This is a genomic window from Streptomyces sp. NPDC051217 (genome assembly GCF_044455465.1).
Classification (GTDB): Bacteria; Actinomycetota; Actinomycetes; order Streptomycetales; family Streptomycetaceae; genus Streptomyces.
Map to the genome: position 1 here is coordinate 342,475 of NZ_JBITEV010000006.1, position 22,378 is coordinate 364,852.

Below are 22,378 nucleotides of genomic sequence, written 5' to 3' on the forward strand. Positions count from 1 at the left end.
CCAAATATCACTCCCTTTCAGATATTGCGCATGTATTGGGCACCCGTGCGGGGAAACGGGTGTCCGGGCCGTCCCCGCCCGGTCGCGCGGACATGACGGAGGCCCGGACCGCGTACGGCCCGGGCCTCTCGTCGTTCACGTCACCGCACCTCACGCGGCGTGGATGACGTCCTTCTCCTCGGCGAAGTGGCAGGCCGACTCGTGCGCCGCCGGCGTGGTCGAGGCGACGAAGCGCTCGGGGATCGCCAGCAGCGGGACCTCCTTGGCGCACCTGTCCTGCGCCTTCCAGCAGCGGGTACGGAACCGGCAGCCGGACGGCGGGTTCGCCGGGGACGGCACGTCGCCGGAGAGGATGATCCGCTCGCGGCCGGTACGGGCCTCCGGGTCGGGGACCGGGACCGCCGACAGCAGCGCCTGGGTGTAGGGGTGCGTCGGGTGGTCGTAGATCTGGGTGTCCGTACCGATCTCGGCCATCTTGCCGAGATACATGACGCCCACCCGGTCGGAGATGTGCCGGACGATCGACAGGTCGTGCGCGATGAAGATGTAGGACAGGTTGAACTCGTCCTGGAGCTTCTCCATCAGGTTGATGACCTGCGCCTGCACGGACACGTCGAGGGCCGAGACCGGCTCGTCGCAGATGATGATCTCGGGGTTGAGCGCGAGACCGCGTGCGATGCCGATGCGCTGGCGCTGGCCGCCGGAGAACTGGTGCGGGTACCTGTTGATGTACTCCGGGTTCAGTCCCACGACGTCGAGCAGGTCCTGGACCTTGCCCCGCCGGTCACCCTTCGGCGCCACCTCGGGATGGATGTCGAAAGGCTCACCGATGATGTCACCGACGGTCATACGGGGGTTCAGCGAGGTGTACGGGTCCTGGAAGACCATCTGGATGTTCCGGCGGACCGCCTTGAGCGCCCGCCCGGACAGCCGGGTGATGTCCTGGCCCTTGTAGAACACCTCGCCCGCGGTCGCCGTCTCCAGCGTCATCAGGAGCCGGGCCACCGTGGACTTGCCACAGCCCGACTCGCCGACGATGCCCAGGGTCTCGCCCTGGTAGAGGTCGAAGGAGACCCCGTCCACGGCCTTGACCGCGCCGACCTGGCGCTTGAAGAGGATGCCCTGGGTCAGCGGGAAGTGCTTGACCAGGTTGCGGACCTGGAGGATCGGCTCCCCGCGCTCCGCCGGCGCCTCGATGGCGGCGACCGCCGCCGATTCGGTGGCGACATCGATCTCCGTCACCTCGGTGACGTTGGGGGTGACGACCTCGGAGCCGGCGTCAGCCGGTCCGGCCGGGTTCCCGTCCGTCTTCTTGGGGTCAGCCATGGATCGTCTCCTTCCAGAAGTGGCACGCGCTGCCGCGGCCGGGCAGCTCGGTGCCGTCCCGCTCGGTCACCGGTTCGAGGGCCGGGACATCCGTACGGCAGATGTCCTGCGCCCTCGGGCAGCGCGGGTTGAACGCGCATCCGGCCGGGATCTTGAGCAGGTTGGGCGGCAGGCCCTTGATCGCGTAGAGCTCCTGCCCCTTCTGGTCGAGCCGGGGGATGGAGTCGAGCAGACCACGCGTGTACGGGTGCGCCGGCCGCTTGTACAGCTCGTGCACCGGCGCGGTCTCCACGATCCGGCCCGCGTACATGACGGCGATCTTGTCCGCGACGTCGGCGACGACGCCGAGGTCGTGGGTGATGAGGATCAGCCCCATGTTGAACTCGCGCTGAAGGTCCGCGAGCAGGTCCATCACCTGGGCCTGCACGGTCACGTCGAGCGCGGTCGTCGGCTCGTCCGCGATGATCAGGTCGGGTTCCAGGGCGAGCGCCATCGCGATCATGATGCGCTGGCGCATACCGCCGGAGAACTGGTGCGGGTAGTCGTTGACCCGCGCCTTCGCCGCCGGGATGTTGACCCGCTCCATCAGCTCGACGGCCTTGATCTTGGCCGCCTTGCGGGAGAGGCCCTCGTGGACCCGGTACATCTCGCCGAGCTGGTAGCCCACCGAGAGGACGGGGTTCAGCGAGGAGAGCGCGTCCTGGAAGATCATCGCGATCTTCCGGCCACGGATCTTCCGCCGCTCCTCGTAGCTCATGGTGAGCATGTCCTGCCCGCGGTACAGGATCTGGCCCTGCGGGATGGAGCCCGGCGGCATGTCGAGAATGCCCATGATCGCCTGCGCGGTCACGGACTTGCCGGAGCCGGACTCACCGAGCACGGCCAGGGTCTCGCCCGAGGCCACGCTGTAGTTCACGCCGTTGACGGCCTTCGCGACACCGTCCCGGGTGTGGAACTCCACATGGAGGTCGCGTACTTCGAGCAGTGGGGTGGTGTCCGACTCGCCCGGTCGGGGCGTCGGGACACTTGAGGTTTCTTCGATGATGGTCACGTACGCCCTCCTCAGCGCAGCTTCGGGTCGAGGGCGTCGCGTACGGCGTCACCCAGCATGATGAACGCGAAGACCGTGAGGCTCAGCATTCCGGCCGGGAAGAACAGTGCGTGCGGGTTGTCCCTGATGTCCTTGCTGCCCTGGGCGATGTCGATGCCCCAGGAAATGGTCGGATCGGCGAGGCCGAGACCCAGGAACGACAGGGTCGCCTCGGCCGAGATGTAGCCCCCCAGCGCGATCGTCGCGACGACGATGGTCGGCGCCATCGCGTTCGGCAGCACATGGCGGAAGAGAATCCGCCGGGTGCCCGCGCCGAGGGCGCGCGCCGCCGTCACATAGTCCGCCTGCTTGGCGGTGATCACCGATGAGCGCATCACGCGGCAGATCGACGTCCAGCCCAGGAAGGCCAGGGCGAAGATCACGACGTAGACCTTGCGCTCGGTGAAGGCGTTCAGGACGACCATCGCGCCGAGCAGGAACGGGATGCCGAAGAAGATGTCGGTGATACGGGAGATGACCGAGTCGAGCCAGCCGCCGAAGTAGCCGGCCAGCATCCCGAGCAGTCCGCCGACGAGCGTCACCGCCGCGGTGACGCCGACACCGACCAGGATCGAGGCGCGCGTCCCGTAGACGACACGCGCGTAGATCGAACGGCCCTGGCCGTCGTAGCCGAACCAGTCGGGCTGGAAGAAGCTGCCCAGCTCAGGCTTGGTCAGGAAGTGGTTGGTGAGGTCGCCGTCGCGCGGGTCGACGCTGGTGAACAGCCCCGGGAAGGCGGCCACGACTATCAGGAAGACCAGCAGGATCGAGGAGACCCAGAACATCGGGCGGTGCCGCAGGTCGTACCAGGCGTCGCCCCACAGGCTGCGCGGCTTGCCCTGCGACTTGTGGCCCTCGGCCACGGTCTCGGGAGCTCCGGCGGCCGGCGGCGCGATGGCGTCGGTGGCCGCGTCAGTCTTGGTCTTGATCACGTCAGGCATACCGGATCCTCGGGTCCAGGACCGCGTACAGCAGGTCGACGACCAGGTTGATCAGAAGGATGATGAGCACGAAGACCGTGACCACGCCGACGATCGTCGAGCCCTCACGGCCTTGGAGCGCCTTGAAGAGCAGGTTGCCGACGCCCTGGACGTTGAAGATGCCCTCGGTGATGACCGCGCCGCCGATGAAGCCGCCGACGTCGGTGCCGAGGAACGTGACGACCGGGATCAGCGAGTTGCGCAGCAGGTGGACGCCGACGATGCGGCGTCTGGGCAGGCCCTTGGCCATCGCCGTACGCATGTAGTCGGCCCGCAGGTTCTCCGCGAACGTCGTACGGGTCAGCCGTGCCACGTACGCCATCGACAGCATCGCCAGAACGAAGCCTGGCAGGAACAACTGGGCGTAGTCCGTGGAGTCCTGCACATTGGGCGCGACCCACCCCAGTTCGTCGGCGAGGACGAAGCGCGCCAGGTAGCCGAGCACGAAGACCGGGATCGAGATGACGATGAGCGTGAAGATCAGTACGCCGGTGTCGACGGCCTTGCCGGCCTTCAGACCCGCCCAGGCGCCGAGGCCGATACCGATGATGATCTCGATGACGAGGGCCACCATGGTGAGCCGGAGCGTCACCGGGAAGGCCTCGGACATCTCGTCGGCGACCTGACGGCCACCGAACGTCTCGCCGAAGTCTCCCTGGAGGAGCCCCCACATGTAGTCGACGTACTGCTTCCACAGGGGCTGGTCGAGCCCGAAGTCAGCACGTAGCGCGGCGACCTGTGCGGGGTCCGCCGCCTTGTCACCCCACATCGCCCGGATCGGATCGCCCGGAAGGATATGGACCATAAGGAAAATAATCAGAGTGGTCCCGATGAATACCGGGATCATCTGGAGCAGTCGCCTTGCGACGTAGCGCCCCATCATGCCTCCATGCCGTGAGGGGTCGGCGATGGCCTTCGTAGTTTTCTCCGCCACGGGGTATGGGGTGGAGTCTCCCGGGGCCTGCCTGGCCGGGCCGGTGCCGCCGCCCCACGGGGGAGCGGCGGCACCGGTTGACGGTCCCGATGTTTAGCTCTTGGCCTTCACCTGGACGCTGGTGAAGATGGGGTCGCCGTCCTGGCCGTAAGCGATCTTGCCGAAGACGTTCCTGGACTGACCCGAGTTGTTCTTGTAGAACCACAGCGGAATCGCGGGCATGTCAGCCTTCAGGAGCTGCTCGGCGTCCTGGTACAGCTTCACCGTCTCGTCGAGCGTCGCCGCCTGGTCGGCCTTCGTGGCCAGCGCGTCGAACTCCTTGTTGGAGTAGCCCGAGGTGTTACCGGCGGCGGTGGTGCCGTACAGGTCGCGCATGAAGTTCGAGTTGACCGGGTAGTCGAGCACCCAGCCACCGCGGTACATGGACTTGACCTGCTTGTTGTCACGCGCGTTCAGGTCGGCCTGGAAGTCCGGCTTCGAGTCACCGGTGCACTCGACACCGACGCTCTTGCGGATGCTGTTGCAGACCGCGTCGACCCAGGGCTTGTGGTCCTGGTCGGCGTTGAACTGGATCGAGATCTTGTTGCCGGGGACGCCGCCACCCTCCTTGATGAGGGCCTTGGCCGCGGCCGGGTCGAACTTCGTGACGTCACCGAGGGCGCCGGCCTTGTAGCCGAGCACACCGCGGGCGACGTAGGAGTCGGCCGGGGAACGGGTGCCGTGCAGCACGGTCTTGGTGATCGTGTCACGGTCGATCGCCATGGACAGACCCTGGATGACCTTGGGGTCGATGTCCTTGAACTGGTCCGTGTAGAACGCCGGGACGATCGACTGGACGGCCGAGTACTCCTGGTCGATCGCGCGGTCGCCCAGGTCGTCCTTGTAGCTCGTGAGGGCCGTGGTCGGGACCTGCTCGATCCAGTCGAGGTTGTCCGACCGCAGGTCCGAGTAGGCGGAGTCGGCGGTGGTGTAGTTCTTGAAGTCGATGCCACCGTTCTTGGCCTTGTTCGGCCCGGTGTAGTCCTCGAACTTGCGGACCTTGATCAGCTTCTTGTGGTCCCACGAGACGAACTTGTACGGGCCGTTGCCGACCGGCTTCTCGCCGGCGGCCTTCGGGTCCGCGAAGAACGACTCGGGAAGCGGCGCCCACACGTCGTAGCCCAGCTTGTACGCGAAGTACGAGACCGAGCTGGTCAGCGTGATCGTGAAGGTGTTCTCGTCGACCACCTTCAGACCGGACATCTTCTCGGCCTTCGGGTCACCCTTCTCGGGGTGGACGTCCGCGTAGCCCTTGATGTCCTGGAACCAGCTGGAGTTGGTCTGGTTGTTCTTGACGTTGGCCGACCAGTTCCACGAGTTCACGTAGGACTCGGCGGTGACCGGGGTGCCGTCGTGGAACTTCCAGCCGGGCTTGAGCTTGACGGTCCAGACGGACGAGTCGTCGTTCGGGGTGACCGACTCGGCGTTCACGTACTGAAGCTTTCCGGTCCCGGGCTCGTAGTCGACCAGGCCGGAGAAGATGGCGCGCAGGACACGGCTGCCCTGGCTCTCCTTGGCGTTAGCCGGCTGCAGCGGGTTCTGCGGCTCGCCGAGCTGTGCGGTCAGAATGCCATTCGGGTCGGCCTTCCCCGCCTTCATGTCGTCGCCGCTGTCGCTGTCGCCGCCGCCGCAGGCGGTCGCAGCCAGGGCGATAACTATCGCGCCCGCGACCCACTTGGCGCTCTTGGCACCGCGCATGGGTTCCTCCTCATGAGTCCACTTGTCACAACAAGATGGGCACCGATCGTTACGCCGACACCCCTGACGGCGGCCGATCGATGCACCGAGTGTGTGCTCGTGAGTCGGCGCTCCCCACAGCGCATGACCCATTGACCCGAGCTCAATGGAGCCAACTATTAAGTACGCCCGACCGGTAAACCACACTTACTGCGTCTCGTTTTGACAACATCGACCTATCACCTACGCCCGAAATCCGGACAAAGTAAGCACAGACAGACACCCGCGAAACGGACTGTTAACGCAGCTTCCGGTGAGCGATACCCGGTATCCGGACGTTTCGCCACGGAAAACGAGTTGACAGGAGCCCTCGGCTCGGCCAAAACACCCTACTGTCCGGCCGCCGCCGGGGGGCAGACCTCCGGCCCGGCACCTCGCGGGGGCCGGGCCGGGGAAACGTACACCTGCCGGACCGTCATGGTCCGCGGCGGCGGTGCGTCAGCGCTTGGCGCGGGAGGCCGCGCGGCCGCGCTCCTTCTGGTCCAGGACGACCTTGCGGATACGGACCGTCTCCGGGGTCACCTCGATGCACTCGTCGTCGCGGCAGAACTCCAGGGACTGCTCCAGCGAGAGCCTGCGCGGCGGCACCACGTTCTCCGTGGTGTCGGCGGAGGCGGCACGCATGTTGGTGAGCTTCTTCTCCTTGGTGATGTTCACGTCCATGTCGTCGGCGCGCGAGTTCTCGCCGATGATCATGCCCTCGTACACCTCGGTGCCCGGCTCGGTGAAGATGACACCGCGCTCCTGGAGGTTGACCATCGCGAACGGCGTCACCGAACCGGAACGGTCCGCGACCAGCGAGCCGTTGTTACGGGTCCGCAGCTCGCCGAACCACGGCTCGTGCCCCTCGAAGATCGAGTGCGCGATGCCGGTGCCGCGGGTCTGGGTGAGGAACTCCGTACGGAAGCCGATGAGTCCGCGGGACGGCACGATCCACTCCATCCGGATCCAGCCGGACCCGTGGTTGGTCATGGTCTCCATACGGCCCTTGCGGGTCGCCATCAGCTGCGTGATCGCGCCCAGGTGCTCCTCGGGGCAGTCGATCGTCATGCGCTCGATCGGCTCGTGCAGCTTGCCGTCGATGTCCTTGGTGACGACCTCGGGCTTGCCGACCGTCAGCTCGAAGCCCTCACGGCGCATCTGCTCGACCAGGATGGCCAGCGCCAGCTCACCGCGGCCCTGCACCTCCCAGGTGTCGGGACGCTCGGTGTCCAGGACGCGCAGCGAGACGTTACCGATCAGCTCGCGGTCCAGACGGTCCTTCACCTGTCGGGCGGTGACCTTGTGGCCCTTGCCGCCCTTGCCGACCAGCGGCGAGGTGTTGGTGCCGATGGTCATCGAGATGGCCGGCTCGTCCACCGTGATCAGCGGCAGCGCGATCGGGTTCTCCAGGTCTGCGAGGGTCTCGCCGATCATGATGTCCGGGATACCGGCGATGGCGCAGATGTCGCCCGGACCGGCCTTCTCGGCCGGCTTGCGGGTGAGCGCCTCCGTCATCAGCAGTTCGGTGATGCGGACGTTGGACATCGTGCCGTCACGCTTGATCCACGTGACGGTCTGCCCCTTCTTCAGCTCGCCCTGCTCGACGCGGCAGAGCGCGATACGGCCGAGGAAGTTGTCGGCGTCCAGGTTGGTGACGTGGGCCTGGAGGGGCGCGTCCTCGTCGTACACCGGAGCCGGGACGGAGCCCAGGATCGTGGTGAAGAAGGGCTCCAGGTTGGTGCTGTCGGCCGGGACCGTGCCGTCCTCCGGCTTGGTCAGCGAGGCGACGCCGTCACGCGCGCAGGCGTAGACGATCGGGAACTCGATCTGGTCCTCGTCCGCGTCCAGGTCGAGGAAGAGGTCGTACGTCTCGTCGACGACCTCGGCGATACGGGCGTCGGGCCGGTCCGTCTTGTTGATGCACAGGATCACCGGCAGCTTGGCCGACAGCGCCTTGCGCAGCACGAAACGGGTCTGCGGCAGCGGGCCCTCGGAGGCGTCGACGAGGAGGACGACCGCGTCGACCATCGACAGACCCCGCTCGACCTCACCGCCGAAGTCGGCGTGGCCGGGGGTGTCGATGATGTTGATCGTGACCAGGTTCGGGATGTCACCTGTACCGCCCTCCTTGGGGTGGTACTTCACCGCCGTGTTCTTGGCGAGGATCGTGATGCCCTTCTCGCGCTCCAGGTCGTTCGAGTCCATCATCCGGTCGTCGAGGTGCTCGGCGGCGTGCGCGGCGAAGGCACCGGCCTGCTTCAGCATGGCGTCGACCAGAGTGGTCTTGCCATGGTCGACGTGGGCGACGATGGCGACGTTACGGATGTCGTGGCGCGTGGGCATGCTGGCTGGCGCTTCTCTCGATCGTGGGATGCGGCGTTGTTTTCCTCGTACGCCTGCCGGGCGGACACGCCACGGCCTACCCCATCGTACGGGGCTGGCGATGCCGGGGCTTCCGGGACCGATCCGATAAGAGGCGGAGCGCTGGGGAACGCGCTCGTGGACTGCTGGTCGTGCGTCTGCTGGGACGTACTGCGGGGTGTGAAACGGCCCGGGTCAGGGGATGACACGATCTTGCCCGCCGGGAGGCCCGGCGGGCAAGTTGATCGTCCGGCTTCCAGGGTCTGACCTGCCGGTTCTCTCCGTTTCTTCTTCTGTGCTACCGCTGTCCTTCTACTTCTTGTCGCTTTCGGACTTCGCCGACGACTTCACCGGCTTCTCCGGACCGCTCCTGCCACCGTTCTTGAAGCCGATGTCCTCGTAACGGGGGGAGGCGAAGGCGAAGGCACCGGCGTTCGCCACGGACGGCTTGGCCGCCACGAGCTGCGGGCGCTGATAGAGGGGGATGGAACCGGCCGCCGCCCAGATGCGGGCGTCGGCCTGCCTGAGCAGATCGCGGGCCTCGTTCTCGTCCAGCTCGGAGGCGGCCTGGTCGAAGAGCTGGTTGATGTGGTCGGTCCCGACGCGGGTGTAGTTCTGCTCCACCAGCAACGAGCCGTCGGAGGCGGGGACGGGCTTGGAGTAGATCGGCCGGCCGTCGGTCGCGGGGTAGGCGGTCGCGGGCCACGAGTACAGGGCGAGGTCGTAGTCGCCCGACGCGATGTGGTCCTTGAAGTAGTTGGCGTCCGCGACCTTGCTGATCTCCGTACGGATGCCGATGCGGTCGAGCATGCGCGCGATCTTCTCACCGACGGTGCGCAGCTGCTCGGAGCCGGGGCCGGAGGGGAGGACGAAGCGGAGGGTGAGGGGCTTGCCGTTCTTGGCGAGCGAGCCGGGCAGGGGGGAGGCGGAGGCGGAGGCCGACGCGGAGGCTGATCCGGAGGCCGAGGCGGAGGATGAGGGGGACGCGGACTCGGACTCGGACTCGGAGTCAGTGTCCGACTCGGTGTCCGACTCGGTGTCGGACGCGGACGCGGACTCGGACGCGGAGGGTGCCGCCGTACCGCGCGGGGCGTACGCGCCGGCCATGCCGCCCGGCTGCCTGTCCTGGGCGCTGACGTCCGAGTCGTCCAGCAGCCCCGCCTGGCCGAGGAGAACCGCACGGTGGAAGGCGGCGGCGGGCGCCGGGGCGATGACGCGGGTGCCGCTCTCGGAGAGGGGGGCGCCGCGTCCGGGCTTGTTGTCACCGACGACGTACGAACCCTCGTCGGAGGCGCTGTCGGAGTCGGACTCAGAGCCGGAAGCGGAGTCCGAATCGGACTCCGAGTCAGAACCGGAATCGGTGTCCTTCGTGTCGGATTCCTTGTCCTTGTTCTCCGCGCCGGCGTCCTTCTCGGCGTTCTCGGCCTTCTCGCTCGCGTCGCCGGCCTTGTCCTTGTCCTTCTTCTTGTCGGTGTCGGCCTCGCTCCCGGCCTTCGTACCGTCGTCCTTCTTCAGGGCGCCGCCCGGCATCCACCCCGCGTCGGCCAGGAGCGCCTGCGCCTCCCGGGTGTTCTGGTCCCCGAGCGCGTCGCTGCTGTCGGCGTACGCGTGCTGTCCGGCCAGCGCCAGATGGCTGCCGGGCGGGTACGCCGGCAGGCCGAGCGGCTTGAGTACGGCCTCGGCCAGCTTCTTCCGGTCGAGCGCGCGGGCCACGGCGCGCCGTACCCGCTCGTCGGCGAGCGGCCCGGTCTCCCCGTTGAGCGCCAGCTGTGTGAAGGCGGGCTCCAGGGACTTCCGTACGACATAGCCGCGCAGGCCCTGCTGCTCCCTGGAGAACTTGGCGAGCGCCTCGGTCCGCTTCTCCTGGGAATCCCGCGCGGACTCGGCCTCTTCCCCGGCCTCGGCGTCGGCCTCTTCCTCGTCCGAGTCGTTGGGTGACTCCTCCGCCAAGGGCGACCCGGTTCCCGACGGTGATCCGGTAGCCGCCCGCGGCCCCGCTCCCCCGCCCCTCTTACCGGCGCGCGCCTTGTTGATCCGCTCGGCCACCGGGCTGTCGATCTCGGCGAGGTCGAGCGTGCCCGCGACCAGCGCGGCGGCGCGCTTGTCGCGCGGCACCGCGCTCAGGACGATCGATTCGAGCTTCGGCCGCGCACCCCACCAACGGGGGTTGCGGACGAGGGTCATCTCGCGGTCCTCGCGGTCGAGCTCCTTGATCTGGAAGGGCCCGGCCGTTGCCTTGAGCTTCGCGCGCGCGCCGTCGTTGAAGGAGTTCGGCGCCCCCATCACGCTCTTCGGGTACAGCGGGCTGAAGAGCGCCTTCCAGTCGGCGTACGGCTTGTTGAAGGTCACCCGGACCTCCAGGTCGTCCTTGCCGCGCTCGATCTTCTGGATGCGCTCGTATCCGGCGTTGCGCGCGGTCCAGTACGCGGACTCCTTGCCGCTCAGCGCGCGCCACTGGGACACGAAGTCGGGGGCGCCGAGCTCGCGTCCGTCGCTCCAGACCGCCTGCTGGTTGAGCTTGTAGAGCACGACCTGCTTGGGCTCGCGCTCGACGATCTTCGCGGACTCCAGATAGTCCGGGTTGCGCTGCGGGCGGCCGGTCTTGTCGAGGGTGAAGAGTGCGGGCAGTACGGCGCCCGCGATGCGCGACGTCGTGGCGTCGGCGTCCGCCTGGAAGGTGTTGAGGGTGGTGGGCACGGTGTCCACGGCCCAGCGCAGCGTCCCGCCGTCGGCGATCCGGTCCCGTGCCGCGGGCCCGACGTCTTGGGCGGCCTCCGGGACCTTGCTCCGCTCGTCGCCCGAGCCGCACCCGGCGAGCGCGGGCAGGGCGAGCACGCCGGTGGTGAGTAGTGCGACGGAGCGGATGGTCCGGGAGCATGTCCTCCCGCGTGGGGCGCCGACCTGGGACATGGCTTCTACCTCTTCGTCCTGTTTGTGGAATTTAGAGATGATCACACCTATTGCCCGCCCACTGAAGTGGACCGGTCCGACCCGACAGCGGCGACACGGCGGTCCGGTGCCCGAAGGCCACCCGTACGGCTCAACGAGGAACAGGACACAGAGCCGCCGAAAGAGCGAAAATGGAAGGGCGCGACATCAACGACGCGGAGCGCACGGCTCACGTATGCGCCGGGAATCCCTGCACGTCCCTTCACAAGCGGGGATGTGAGGAGCGACACTCGCAGGCGCATTACCGATGGCATCGCTCCCCTGCGGAAGTGAGGGCAAGTCATGTCCCAGCCGGAAGATCTGACAGCAGTCCACCGTCGTATCGATGAGCTCGTTCAGCGCGTCGCGGACCTGGAGCGGACGGTCGACCGACTGAACGAAGCCGTACCGGCGGCCCCGTCCAGGCCCGCGCCCAAGGACCGCCGCCCGGACGTGGTCACCATCCCCGACGCGCCGTACAACGCGGCGCTGTGGACGGACTCCGACGACGAGGGTCTGGGGCTGCGGGACCGGCGCGCTCCCTAGCCCGCCGGCCGGCCTCGGACGCTCTCAGCGCCGAGGCCGACGTGTCCCCCCAGGCCGCCGACCACCTTCTGACCAGCGCCACACGGACGTCACCCCGCACGGACATCACACCGCACGCCCGCGACACCGCACCGACGCACCCGCCATCAACCGCCCCGGCCCCACGACCCCCCACCAGATCCCACTCCATCTCCATACGGAGTCTTCGTTGGCAACAGGCACGGAACAACCCCAACTGAATACGGGCGTGCACGACACCACGCGCGCCGCCATCACCGCCCGCCACCTGCGGACCGACCGCTGGTGGCTGGCCCCCGCCGCCACGGCGGCCGGGCTGCTCGCCTTCGTCATCTACTCGACGTGGCGCGCGTTCGGGAACGCCCACTACTACGCGGCGCCGTACGTCTCACCGTTCTACTCGCCCTGTCTGGCCGAGAATTGTGAGCCGATGAAGGGCGGCCCCAACCTGGAGATCTTCGGCAGCTGGTGGGGTCTGTCCCCCGCGCTGATCATCCTGATCTTCCCGCTGGGCTTCCGGATGACCTGCTACTACTACCGCAAGGCCTACTACCGGGGCTTCTGGGCGTCGCCGCCCGCCTGCGCCGTCGCCGAACCGCACAAGAAGTACACCGGCGAGACGCGCTTCCCGCTGATCATCCAGAACATCCACCGGTACTTCTTCTACGCGGCCGTGCCGGTGGCGGTCATCCTCACGTACGACACGGTGCTCGCCTTCCGCAACTCGGAGTACGAGTGGGGCCACATGGGCCTCGGCACGATCCTCATGGTCGTCAACATCGTGCTGATCTGGGCGTACACCCTCTCCTGCCACTCCTGCCGCCATGTCATCGGCGGCAAGCTGAAGCACTTCTCCAAGCATCCGGTGCGCTACCGGCTGTGGGGCTGGGTCGGGAAGCTGAATCACCGTCATATGCAGCTCGCCTGGGCCTCCTTGATCAGCGTCGCCCTCGCGGACTTCTATGTGTATCTGCTCGCCAGCGGGGTCTTCGACGATCCGCGCCTCTTTTAGTCCTAGGGAGAGCCTTCAGCAATGACGCAACTCGAACGCGAGCAGTGGGACGTAGTGGTGGTGGGCGCGGGCGGAGCGGGTCTGCGGGCCGCCATCGAGGCGCGTGAGCGTGGCGCCCGTACCGCTGTCATCTGCAAGTCGCTCTTCGGCAAGGCCCATACGGTGATGGCCGAGGGCGGCATCGCGGCCTCCATGGGCAATGTGAACTCCGGGGACAACTGGCAGGTCCACTTCCGCGACACCATGCGCGGCGGGAAGTTCCTCAACCAGTGGCGGATGGCGGAGCTGCACGCACAGGAAGCGCCGGACCGGGTCTGGGAGCTGGAGACCTGGGGCGCGCTCTTCGACCGTACGGCGGAAGGGAAGATCTCCCAGCGCAACTTCGGCGGGCACGAGTATCCACGTCTCGCGCACGTCGGCGACCGGACCGGCCTTGAGCTGATCCGTACGCTCCAGCAGAAGATCGTCGCCCTCCAGCAGGAGGACTTCCGCGAATTCGGGGACTACGAAGCCCGGTTGAAGGTCTTCCAGGAGTGCACCGTCACCTCCGTGCTGAAGGAGGGCGAGCGGGTCTCGGGCACGTTCTGCTACGAGCGCGAGTCCGGCCGTTTCTTCGTCCTGGAGGCGCCCGCCGTCGTTCTCGCGACCGGCGGCATCGGCAAGTCCTTCAAGGTGACGTCGAATTCGTGGGAATACACGGGCGACGGGCACGCGCTGGCGCTGCTCGCCGGTGCCCCGCTGCTGAACATGGAGTTCGTGCAGTTCCACCCGACGGGCATGGTCTGGCCGCCGTCGGTGAAGGGGATCCTCGTCACCGAGTCGGTGCGCGGCGACGGCGGAGTGCTGCGCAACTCCGAAGGCAAACGGTTCATGTTCGACTACGTACCGGACGTCTTCAAGGAGAAGTACGCGGAGTCCGAGGGCGAGGGCGACCGCTGGTACGAGGACCCGGACAACAACCGGCGCCCGCCCGAGCTTCTGCCCCGTGACGAGGTGGCCCGTGCCATCAACTCCGAGGTCAAGGCCGGCCGGGGCTCACCGCACGGCGGCGTGTATCTGGACGTGTCCACGCGTATGCCGCCCGAGGTCATCCAGCGTCGGCTGCCCTCGATGTACCACCAGTTCAAGGAGCTGGCCGATGTCGACATCACCGCTGAGGCGATGGAGGTCGGCCCCACCTGTCACTACGTGATGGGCGGGATCGCCGTCGACTCGGACACCGCCGCCACGCCCGGCGTCCCCGGTCTGTACGCGGCCGGCGAGGTCGCGGGCGGGATGCACGGCTCCAACCGGCTCGGCGGAAACTCGCTCTCCGACCTGCTGGTCTTCGGCCGGCGGGCCGGACTGCACGCGGCCGAGTACGCGGCGGGGCTCACCGAGCGGCCGGTTCTCGACGAGGGCCAGATCGACGCCGCCGCCACCGAGGCGCTGCGCCCGTTCGGCGCCGAGGAGCCGGAGGGCGGCGGCCCGCCGGAGAACCCGTACAGCGTCCATCAGGAGCTCCAGCAGACGATGAACGACCTCGTCGGCATCATCAGGCGCGAGGGCGAGATGGAGCAGGCGCTGGAGAAGTTGGGCGAGCTGCGCGGGCGAGCGGCTCGCGCCGGGGTGGAGGGCCACCGGCAGTTCAACCCCGGCTGGCACCTCGCGATCGACCTGCGGAACATGCTGCTCGTCAGTGAGTGCATCGCCCTGTCGGCCCTGGAGCGTACGGAGAGCCGGGGCGGTCATACCCGCGAGGACTGGCCGGGCATGGTTCTCGACTGGCGGCGGGTCAATCTGCACTGCCGGCTGAACGATTCCGCACGGGACCCGTCGGTGGACCCCACGCTCGGCCGGATCAGCCTCTCCAGGAAGACGACCGAGCCCATCCGTTCCGACCTGCTCGACCTCTTCGACAAGGAAGAGCTGGTCAAGTACCTCGCCGAAGAGGAGCTCCACGAGTGAGTGCCAGCACGACTCCGACTCAGAGCACACCCCCCTCGTCCGTCTCGTCCACCACCTCACCCGCCACGTCCGCGACGTCCACCCCGGCCACCTCTTACGAGGCCAAGTTCAAGGTCTGGCGGGGCGACGCGGAGGGCGGCGAGCTGAAGGACTTCGCCGTCGAGGTCAACGAGGGCGAGGTCGTCCTCGACATCATCCACCGGCTCCAGGCGACGCAGGCGTCCGACCTGGCGGTGCGCTGGAACTGCAAGGCGGGCAAATGCGGTTCGTGCAGTGCGGAGATCAACGGCCGGCCGCGGCTGCTCTGCATGACGCGGATGTCGACCTTCACCCGCGAGGAGACGATCACCGTCACCCCGCTGCGCGCCTTCCCCATTGTCCGGGACCTGGTGACGAATGTGTCCTTCAACTATCAGAAGGCGCGGGAGGTACCGGCGTTCGTGCCGCCGCCGGGGGTCGCGGCGGGCGAGTACCGGATGCAGCAGATGGACGTGGAACGCTCGCAGGAGTTCCGTAAGTGCATCGAGTGCTTCCTGTGCCAGGACACCTGCCATGTGGTCCGGGACCACGAGGAGAACAAGACCTCGTTCGCCGGTCCCCGTTTCCTGATGCGGGTCGCGGAGCTGGACATGCATCCGCTGGACGCGGCCGAGGAGAGCGGGCTGGACCGCAAGGAGACGGCGCAGGACGAGCACGGGCTCGGCTACTGCAACATCACCAAGTGCTGCACCGAGGTCTGCCCCGAAGGCATCAAGATCACGGACAACGCGCTGATCCCGCTGAAGGAGCGCGTGGCGGACAAGAAGTACGACCCGCTGGTCTGGCTCGGGAACAAGATCCGCCGCCGTACGACCAGCTAGGGGCTGTCTGTTCTCAGGCGGCGGACGGGCCGACGCGGCCCGTCCGGCGCTGGGGGCAGGCTTCTCTCAGGGGCCGGGTGACCGCTCGATCAGCGACTCGACACCGTCCAGCATCCGTTCGAGACCGAACTCGAAGAGTGTGCCGAGTTCGAGATCGAACTCCTCGTCCCCGAAGAGGTTCGACAGGACCGGATACGCGCCGGTGAGCTGGATCGAATCGAGGCGCGTCTCGTTTGCCGCCATCCACTGCTCGGCCGTGAGCCCCGTGTCCTGCCGTGCCTGCGACTCCAACTCGACCGCCATCGCGACCCCTTGGGCGTAGCCGAGCAGGGAGAGGTGGATGTGGATCATCGCGTGCGGTGTGAGACCGAGGTCTCGCATGGTGCCCAGCGTCCGCTCGGTGTAACTCATCGCGTGCGGTGATGCCATCGGCCGGGTCAGCCCCGCCATGGCACGGGCGAGCCAGGGATGCCGCTCGTACTGGCTCCACAGCCACCGGATCTCCCGCCTCAGCCGAGGGCGCCAGCCGGCCGGTTCGGGGCCCGAGGGGGCGCCGGCGAACACCGCCTCGGACATCAGGCGCACCAGCTCGCCCTTGCTCGGAACATGGCGGTACAGCGCCATCGTGGACGTACCGAACTCCGTGGCCACGCGCCGCATCGACAGCGCGCCCAGTCCTTCGGCGTCGGCGAGCGCGATGGCGGCGCGTACGACGCGCTGACGGCTGAGTCCCTCGCCGGGAGCGGTGTCCCGGCCCCGGGGGCGGACGGGTTCCGCGACCACTGTGCCGACGCCCGGCACCGCCCGTACGAGCCCTTCCTGGTTGAGCGTCGCGAGCGCCTTGGTCGCGGTCGCCATCGCGACGCCCCACTCCTGGGTGATACGGCGGGTGGAGGGCACGCGGTCGCCGGGCGCGAGTTCGCGGGAGGCGATACGGCGGCGGAGCTCGGCGGCGATACGGAGGTAGGGCGGATCGGCGGTCATGGGCTTCAGCGTACTAGTGCACTGGGAGCCCAAGTCACGGCCTGTACAGGGATTTTGGGGTGGTGCACTAGGCAGCTGTTTGCCGCGTACACGCGGGGACGATTACGTACCGGTCATGGAGAACTCACATACACCCGGACTCGCGGGCCGCAAGGAATGGATCGCCCTCGGCGTCCTGATGCTCCCGCTGCTGCTCGTCTCGATGGACATCTCGATCCTCTACTTCGCGATCCCGTTCGTCAGCCAGGATCTGGAGCCCAGCGCCACCCAGCAGTTGTGGATCCTCGACATGTACGGCTTCGTACTCGCGGGGCTGCTCATCACCATGGGGGCGCTCGGCGACCGGATCGGCCGACGCAAACTGGTGCTCGTCGGCGCGACGGTCTTCGGCGCGGCTTCGGTCGCCGCGGCGTACGCGCACTCGGCCGACGCCCTCATCGGCGTACGCGCGCTGCTCGGGCTCGGGGGCGCCGCCCTCATGCCGTCGACGCTCGCGCTGATCCGCAATCTCTTCCACGACGCGAAACAGCGGGGCCGGGCGGTGACGATCTGGACGGGCGTCATGACCACCGGGATCTCGCTCGGGCCGGTGGTCAGCGGGCTGCTGCTCGAACACTTCTGGTGGGGGTCGATCTTCCTGATCAACCTGCCGGCGATGGTGCTGCTGCTGGTGCTGGTTCCGTTCCTGGTGCCTGAGTCCAGGACGGGGGCGGAGGCGCCGGGGGCGGGAGTTGGGGCGCCGGGTGCGGGCTGTGGTCCGGGGGCGGGCTGGGGCCCGGGCGCGGGCGGTGGTCGGGAGGCGTCGCGGGAGCCGTTCGACCTGGTGAGCGCGGCTCTCTCGCTCGCCACCCTGCTCACGGTCATCTACGGCATCAAGGAGTCGGCCCGGCACGGGTTCGCACCGGTGCCCGCCGCGGCCGTCGTCCTGGGGGTGGTGCTCGGCTGCGTCTTCGTACGCCGCCAGAAGCGCCTCGCGCACCCGATGATCGACCTCGGACTGCTCGGGCGCCGGGCCTTCGGGGGCCCGGTGTTCGCGAATGTGCTCGCGATGTTCGCCACAGTGGGGATGGCGGTCTTCCTCACCCAGTACCTCCAGTCCGTACAGGGCCTGAGCCCGTTCGAAGCCGCCCTGTGGAGCCTCGTACCGGCTTCGGGCGTGATCGTGGCGGCGCCGGCGGCGGCGCTCCTCGCGCAGCGCACCGACCGCGCGTACGTGATGGGCGGCGCCTTCCTCTTCTCGGCGGTCGGATTCTTCTGGCTGACCCAGATCCGGGCGGACTCGGCACTCTGGTTCTGCCTCGCGGCCGCCGCACTGTACGTGGGCGGTCTCGTCGCCGCCATGACACTCGCCAACGAACTCGCCATCGGCGCCGCCCCGCCCGAGCGCGCGGGCTCGGCCGCCGCCGTACTCGAATCGGGCCAGGAACTCGGCGGGGCGCTGGGGATGGCCGTCCTGGGCTCGGTCGGGGCGGCGGTCTACAGCCGGGACATGGCCGATGCCCTGTCGGCCGACGTCACCGCCGCTCTGCCGGGCGGCGAGGCGGACGCGGTACGCGAGACCTTGGGCGGCGCGGCGGCTGCCGCGGCCCGGCTCCCGGAGGAGACGGCCGCGGGGGTGCTGACGGCGGCGCGGGACGCCTTCACGCACGGGATGGCACTGGCGTCGGTCGGCGCGGCTGTCGTCATGGTGGGGGCCGCGCTCTTCTCGTTCGTGTTGCTCAGGGGCACGGCCGGGCACGGCACGGACAGGGCGGACGGGGGACCCGAGGGAGGCGCTGAGGGGGGAGCCGAGGGGGGTGCCGAGGGGGGCGACCTTGCTCCTGCACAGACCGGCGCCGTAAAGTGAATGCGCTTACACGGTAGGTGCGCCGGCGTCCGGCAGCGGTAACGGGCCCGGTGGAGAGTGAGCGGTCAGAGACAGCGCGGCGAGAGCGGACGGTCGGATCGGTTGAGTGCCCCCACGGTGTACGACGTCGCAGAACGGTCCGGCGTCTCGATCGCGACCGTTTCACGGGTCTACCGGAATCCGGACTCGGTACGCGCCGAGACCCGCGACCGCGTACTGGACGCGGCCCGCGCCCTCGGTTACGTACCGAGCGGCAACGCCCGTGGTCTGGCCAGCCGCACCACCGGCGTCCTCGGGCTCTGCTTCCCCGACTACGCGGACCCGGACGCCGAGACCGGCGCGGAGGCGGAAGCGGAGGCTGAGGCCGACGACTCCGCCGTCATGCTCTATTCGGACCAGATCATCCGCGGCATGGAGCGGGCGGCACGGCGGCACGGGTACGCGCTGCTGATCGCCGCCTCGCTGGTGGGCGGGCCGGAGAGCCTGGTCGCCAAGGTGGCGGGGCGGGTGGACGGGTTCGCCGTACTGGCGAAGACCGTGCCCACCGAGGACCTTGAGGTGATCTCGCGGCGGCTGCCGATCGTGATGCTGGCCGGACCGCGCGAGATCGACCACCTCGACCACATCGAGGTGGCGAACTCCGGCGGGGAACGGGAGCTGGCCCGTCACCTCATCCGTGACCACGGGCTGCGCAGACTCGCCTTCGTGGGCGGCGAGCGTGAATCGCCGGACGCGCAGGCGCGGTTCCGCGGCTACCAGGAGGCCTGCCGGGAGGCGGGCCTGCCGGTGGCCGACGAGCCCGACCTGCGCGCGGAGATGATGACGCAGGCCGAGGGCGAACGGACGGCCGACGCACTGTTGGACCGTGCCGCGGGGCGCGAGCGGCCCGAGGCGATCCTCTTCGCGAACGACCAGATGGCGATCGGCGCGCTGCACGCGCTGGAACGGCGTGGGGTGCGGGTGCCCGACGACATCGCGGTGACCGGCTTCGACGGCATCCCGCTGAGCCGGATCGTCCGCCCGTCCCTGACGACGGTCCGCCAGCCGATGCGCCGCCTGGGCGAGGAGGCGGTGGAACTCCTGATCCACCGCCTGGCCGACCCCACGCGCGCACCGGTCTCCCTGATGCTCCCGGTCTCGGTGACCCGCCGATCGAGCTGCGGCTGCGGGTGAGTGCGCGGTTACGGATGCGGGCACAGGTGCGGGTACGGGGGTGAGGAGCGCGGCGATCGCGGCTCCCCGGCCCTGGCCCCCGCACCGCCCCACGGACCCCTCAGATACGGCCCCCTCAGCTACAGCCTCCGCACCGCGGGTCAGGCCAGCCGGGCGGTGAAGAAACCGCGCCGGGCCTTCGCCAGTGCCGCCACGTCGCCGCTCTCGCCCTCGTACGCGAAGTGCCCCGCCCGCAGAAGATGCAGCTCACGCGGCTCGGGCAGGGCGTTGTACACGGCGAACTGCCCCGGCGGCGGCACCGCCGGATCGAACAGCGCGGGCGCGGCCATCATCGGCACCTGGAGACGTTTCGCCGCGGTCGCGGCGTCGAAGTACGCGAGGACGTCCATGACTTCCGGATGCCTCTCGCTGTACGCCCGTACCGCTTCCCCGCTCCCCACGCTCGGCAGCGTCACCCGCAGCGGATGATTCCCGAACGTCGGCACGGTCAACTGCCCGCAGGCGAACCGGTCGTCCCACGGCAACGCCAACGCCCCGAGCCCGCCGCCCAAGCTCTCCCCCACATACCCGAGCCGCGCTTCCTCCCCCGGCCCCGACCCGGCCCTCAATTCCGGCACCAGTTCCAGCAGCGCCGACGCCGCACACCACAGATCGGCCACGCAGTCACCGATCACATACGTCTCGCGTGAGTCGATGCCGTGCAGCACATGCGCCCCGGCCTCCCCGGGGATGCCGGGGCGGCGGCTCCGCGAGCCCATCCCCCGTACACACGGGAGGATGGCGGCGCTCCGGGGCAGCGGAAGCGGCACGTCCGCCCCCGGCTCCTGGCGCCCGCCGTATCCGTGCCCGATCACGAAGCCGTGCTCGACGGGCCCCGCCGCCGGCCGCACCAGCCAGCCGCCGAGGCGCAGCCCGCCCACCGAGGTGTAGGACACGCCGAAGATCCGGGAGCCGTCCCGCTCGTCCTCCTGCGGCCCCACGGCCGGCGCGGTCGCCACCCCGGCCGCTGCCGCGAACCGGTCCCGCCAGTGCGCGTCGAATCCGACCGGAGGGGCGGGCGCGGGGATGTCGAGCAGCTCGTCGAGGCTCCGGCCGTAGGCCGGGTCGAAGGGATAGCCGTGCTCGAACTCAGACATGAGCGCGACATTAACCCCGGCCCACCACCGAAGACCACAACCGGAATCCCCCTCATCACTTCCGCAACGCAAACAGCCCACCTAGCCCGCGGAGGCAGCACATCCGGATGTCCCACATGTTGCACGAGTGTGACCAAAGGCCCCCTTGCGGTTCTCGGAACGACTGCACCAGAGTGATGTATGCGCTTACAGGCAGCGCATACATTGGTGAGCTCAAGGAGGAGCCGTCCATGCATCGCAACGCCAGAACCGCCTCTGCCGCCCTCGCTCTGGCGATGGCCGCGGGGATCACCGCGTGCGGCAGTTCGGGCGGCGCGGGTGTCGCCGCCGACAAGAAGCAGACCCTCACCGTGTGGGCCATGGGCGCCGAAGGCGAGAAGCTCGCCGAGGTGGCCAAGATGTACGAGGACGCGAACCCCCACATCACCGTCAAGGTCACCCCCATCGGCTGGGACGTCGCCCACCAGAAGCTGGTCTCCGCCGCCGCGGCCGGCACCCTGCCGGACGTGACGCAGATGGGCAGCAGCTACATGGGCGAGTTCGTCGAACTCGGCGTCCTGGAACCGGTCGACACCAAGACCTTCAAAAAGGACTCCTTCTTCCCCGCCGCCTGGGACCAGGGCGTGGCCGACGGCGAGGTCTACGGCGTCCCCTGGTACGTCGAGACCCGCGTCCTCTATTACCGCACCGACCTGGCGAAGAAGGCCGGCATAACGAAGCCCCCCGCCACCTGGCCCGAACTCCAGCAGGCGGCCACCGCCTTCCAGGACAAGGCCGGCAGCCAGTGGGGCATCTACTTCCAGCCCAGCGGACTGGACGCCGTGCAGAGCTGGTACCCGTTCCTCTACTCGGCCGGCGGCTCGATCGTCTCCGACGACGGCAAGGCCGCCATGAACAGCCCGGAGACCGTCAGGGCCCTCAAGGAGTACGGCACGTACTTCGAGAAGGGTCTCTCCAAGAAGAGCTTCCAGCCCGGCTACGAGGTCCTCACCGACTTCAACAGCGGCGACGTCCCGATGTTCTACTCCGGCCCCTGGACCATGGCGGGCATCAACGACAACTACCCGGACCTCAAGGGCAAGTGGGCCATCGCGAAGGTCCCGGCCGACCAGCGCTCCGTCTCCATGGCCGGCGGCTCCAGTCTCGTCGTGTCCAAGGACAGCGACCACAAGGAAGCCGCCAAGGAGTTCCTGAGCTACCTCACCGGCACCGAGGGCCAGAAGGACTGGTTCAAGCGCTCGGGTGATCTGCCGGCCAACACCAGCGCCTGGAACTCCGGCGAACTCGCCAACGACGCCAACTTCAAGATCTTCCGTGAGCAGATGGAGACCGCCAAGTCCTGGCCGGTCCTGCCCCAGTGGACAGAGGTCTCCTCGAAGGCCGACGAAGCCATCTCCCAGGTGACCCAGGGCAAGGCCTCCGCCGAGGACGCCGCTGAGAAAGCCCAGTCCGACATCGAAGGGCTTGTGGAGTAGTCGT

Annotated in this window: 16 protein-coding genes; 7 read left to right on the forward strand and 9 right to left on the reverse strand. The window is 68.5% G+C overall.

What is annotated here, in order from left to right; translation table 11 throughout:
- Nucleotides 1-150: 150 nt before the first annotated feature.
- The 7 genes from ACIBBB_RS17125 to ACIBBB_RS17155 all read right to left on the reverse strand — a co-directional run bounded on the left by ACIBBB_RS17125 (nucleotide 151) and on the right by ACIBBB_RS17155 (nucleotide 11,359).
- The gene (locus ACIBBB_RS17125; RefSeq protein WP_398982618.1) at nucleotides 151-1,326 is read right to left on the reverse strand and encodes an ABC transporter ATP-binding protein; all 1,176 of its coding nucleotides are present in this window, start codon (nucleotides 1,324-1,326) and stop codon (nucleotides 151-153) included.
- Nucleotides 1,319-2,377, reverse strand: a complete 1,059-nt coding sequence (locus ACIBBB_RS17130; protein WP_398982620.1) for an ABC transporter ATP-binding protein — start codon at nucleotides 2,375-2,377, stop codon at nucleotides 1,319-1,321. The genes ACIBBB_RS17125 and ACIBBB_RS17130 overlap by 8 nt, the downstream gene beginning before the upstream one ends.
- An 11-nt stretch (nucleotides 2,378-2,388) precedes the next feature.
- Nucleotides 2,389-3,357 (reverse strand): ABC transporter permease, encoded by a 969-nt coding sequence (locus tag ACIBBB_RS17135; protein WP_398982622.1) that lies wholly within the window; start codon nucleotides 3,355-3,357, stop codon nucleotides 2,389-2,391.
- On the reverse strand, nucleotides 3,350-4,276 hold the full coding sequence (locus ACIBBB_RS17140; protein WP_189110236.1) for an ABC transporter permease: 927 nt from the start codon (nucleotides 4,274-4,276) through the stop codon (nucleotides 3,350-3,352). The genes ACIBBB_RS17135 and ACIBBB_RS17140 overlap by 8 nt, the downstream gene beginning before the upstream one ends.
- A 147-nt stretch (nucleotides 4,277-4,423) precedes the next feature.
- Entirely contained in the window at nucleotides 4,424-6,067 is a 1,644-nt protein-coding gene (locus ACIBBB_RS17145) for an ABC transporter substrate-binding protein (protein ID WP_398982624.1), read from the reverse strand.
- 477 nt (nucleotides 6,068-6,544) lie between these two features.
- A complete protein-coding gene (gene typA, locus ACIBBB_RS17150; RefSeq protein WP_398982626.1) occupies nucleotides 6,545-8,431 on the reverse strand; it encodes a translational GTPase TypA in 1,887 nt (628 codons plus the stop codon).
- A 330-nt stretch (nucleotides 8,432-8,761) separates the two neighbouring features.
- On the reverse strand, nucleotides 8,762-11,359 hold the full coding sequence (locus ACIBBB_RS17155) for an ABC transporter family substrate-binding protein (protein ID WP_398982628.1): 2,598 nt from the start codon (nucleotides 11,357-11,359) through the stop codon (nucleotides 8,762-8,764).
- A gap of 321 nt (nucleotides 11,360-11,680) precedes the next feature.
- Between ACIBBB_RS17155 and ACIBBB_RS17160 the strand changes: the two genes are divergently transcribed.
- The 4 genes from ACIBBB_RS17160 to ACIBBB_RS17175 all read left to right on the forward strand — a co-directional run bounded on the left by ACIBBB_RS17160 (nucleotide 11,681) and on the right by ACIBBB_RS17175 (nucleotide 15,760).
- A complete protein-coding gene (locus tag ACIBBB_RS17160; RefSeq protein ID WP_329382114.1) occupies nucleotides 11,681-11,923 on the forward strand; it encodes a hypothetical protein in 243 nt (80 codons plus the stop codon).
- Nucleotides 11,924-12,131: 208 nt separating this feature from the next.
- Nucleotides 12,132-12,953 (forward strand): hypothetical protein, encoded by an 822-nt coding sequence (locus ACIBBB_RS17165; RefSeq protein WP_398982630.1) that lies wholly within the window; start codon nucleotides 12,132-12,134, stop codon nucleotides 12,951-12,953.
- Nucleotides 12,954-12,974: 21 nt separating this feature from the next.
- A complete protein-coding gene (locus ACIBBB_RS17170) occupies nucleotides 12,975-14,900 on the forward strand; it encodes a fumarate reductase/succinate dehydrogenase flavoprotein subunit (protein WP_398982632.1) in 1,926 nt (641 codons plus the stop codon).
- Entirely contained in the window at nucleotides 14,897-15,760 is an 864-nt protein-coding gene (locus ACIBBB_RS17175; protein WP_398982634.1) for a succinate dehydrogenase/fumarate reductase iron-sulfur subunit, read from the forward strand. Before ACIBBB_RS17170 ends, ACIBBB_RS17175 begins: the two co-directional genes overlap by 4 nt.
- 66 nt (nucleotides 15,761-15,826) lie before the next feature.
- Here the strand turns inward: ACIBBB_RS17175 and ACIBBB_RS17180 are convergent, their stop codons facing one another.
- On the reverse strand, nucleotides 15,827-16,744 hold the full coding sequence (locus tag ACIBBB_RS17180; RefSeq protein WP_398982636.1) for a TetR/AcrR family transcriptional regulator C-terminal domain-containing protein: 918 nt from the start codon (nucleotides 16,742-16,744) through the stop codon (nucleotides 15,827-15,829).
- A gap of 115 nt (nucleotides 16,745-16,859) precedes the next feature.
- Here ACIBBB_RS17180 and ACIBBB_RS17185 point away from each other — a divergent pair, with 115 nt between their 5' ends.
- Both ACIBBB_RS17185 and ACIBBB_RS17190 read left to right on the forward strand, forming a co-directional pair.
- Nucleotides 16,860-18,590 carry an MFS transporter gene (locus ACIBBB_RS17185; RefSeq protein WP_398982638.1) on the forward strand — a complete coding sequence of 577 codons (1,731 nt, stop codon included), beginning with the start codon at nucleotides 16,860-16,862 and terminating at the stop codon, nucleotides 18,588-18,590.
- A 102-nt stretch (nucleotides 18,591-18,692) separates the two neighbouring features.
- Nucleotides 18,693-19,763, forward strand: coding sequence for a LacI family DNA-binding transcriptional regulator (locus tag ACIBBB_RS17190; protein WP_398982640.1), 1,071 nt, complete (start codon nucleotides 18,693-18,695; stop codon nucleotides 19,761-19,763).
- A 140-nt stretch (nucleotides 19,764-19,903) separates the two neighbouring features.
- Here ACIBBB_RS17190 and ACIBBB_RS17195 read toward each other — a convergent pair whose 3' ends face one another.
- Nucleotides 19,904-20,899 (reverse strand): acetylxylan esterase, encoded by a 996-nt coding sequence (locus tag ACIBBB_RS17195; protein WP_398982642.1) that lies wholly within the window; start codon nucleotides 20,897-20,899, stop codon nucleotides 19,904-19,906.
- Nucleotides 20,900-21,129: 230 nt separating this feature from the next.
- Here ACIBBB_RS17195 and ACIBBB_RS17200 point away from each other — a divergent pair, with 230 nt between their 5' ends.
- Entirely contained in the window at nucleotides 21,130-22,374 is a 1,245-nt protein-coding gene (locus tag ACIBBB_RS17200; protein ID WP_398982644.1) for a sugar ABC transporter substrate-binding protein, read from the forward strand.
- Nucleotides 22,375-22,378: the final 4 nt, after the last annotated feature.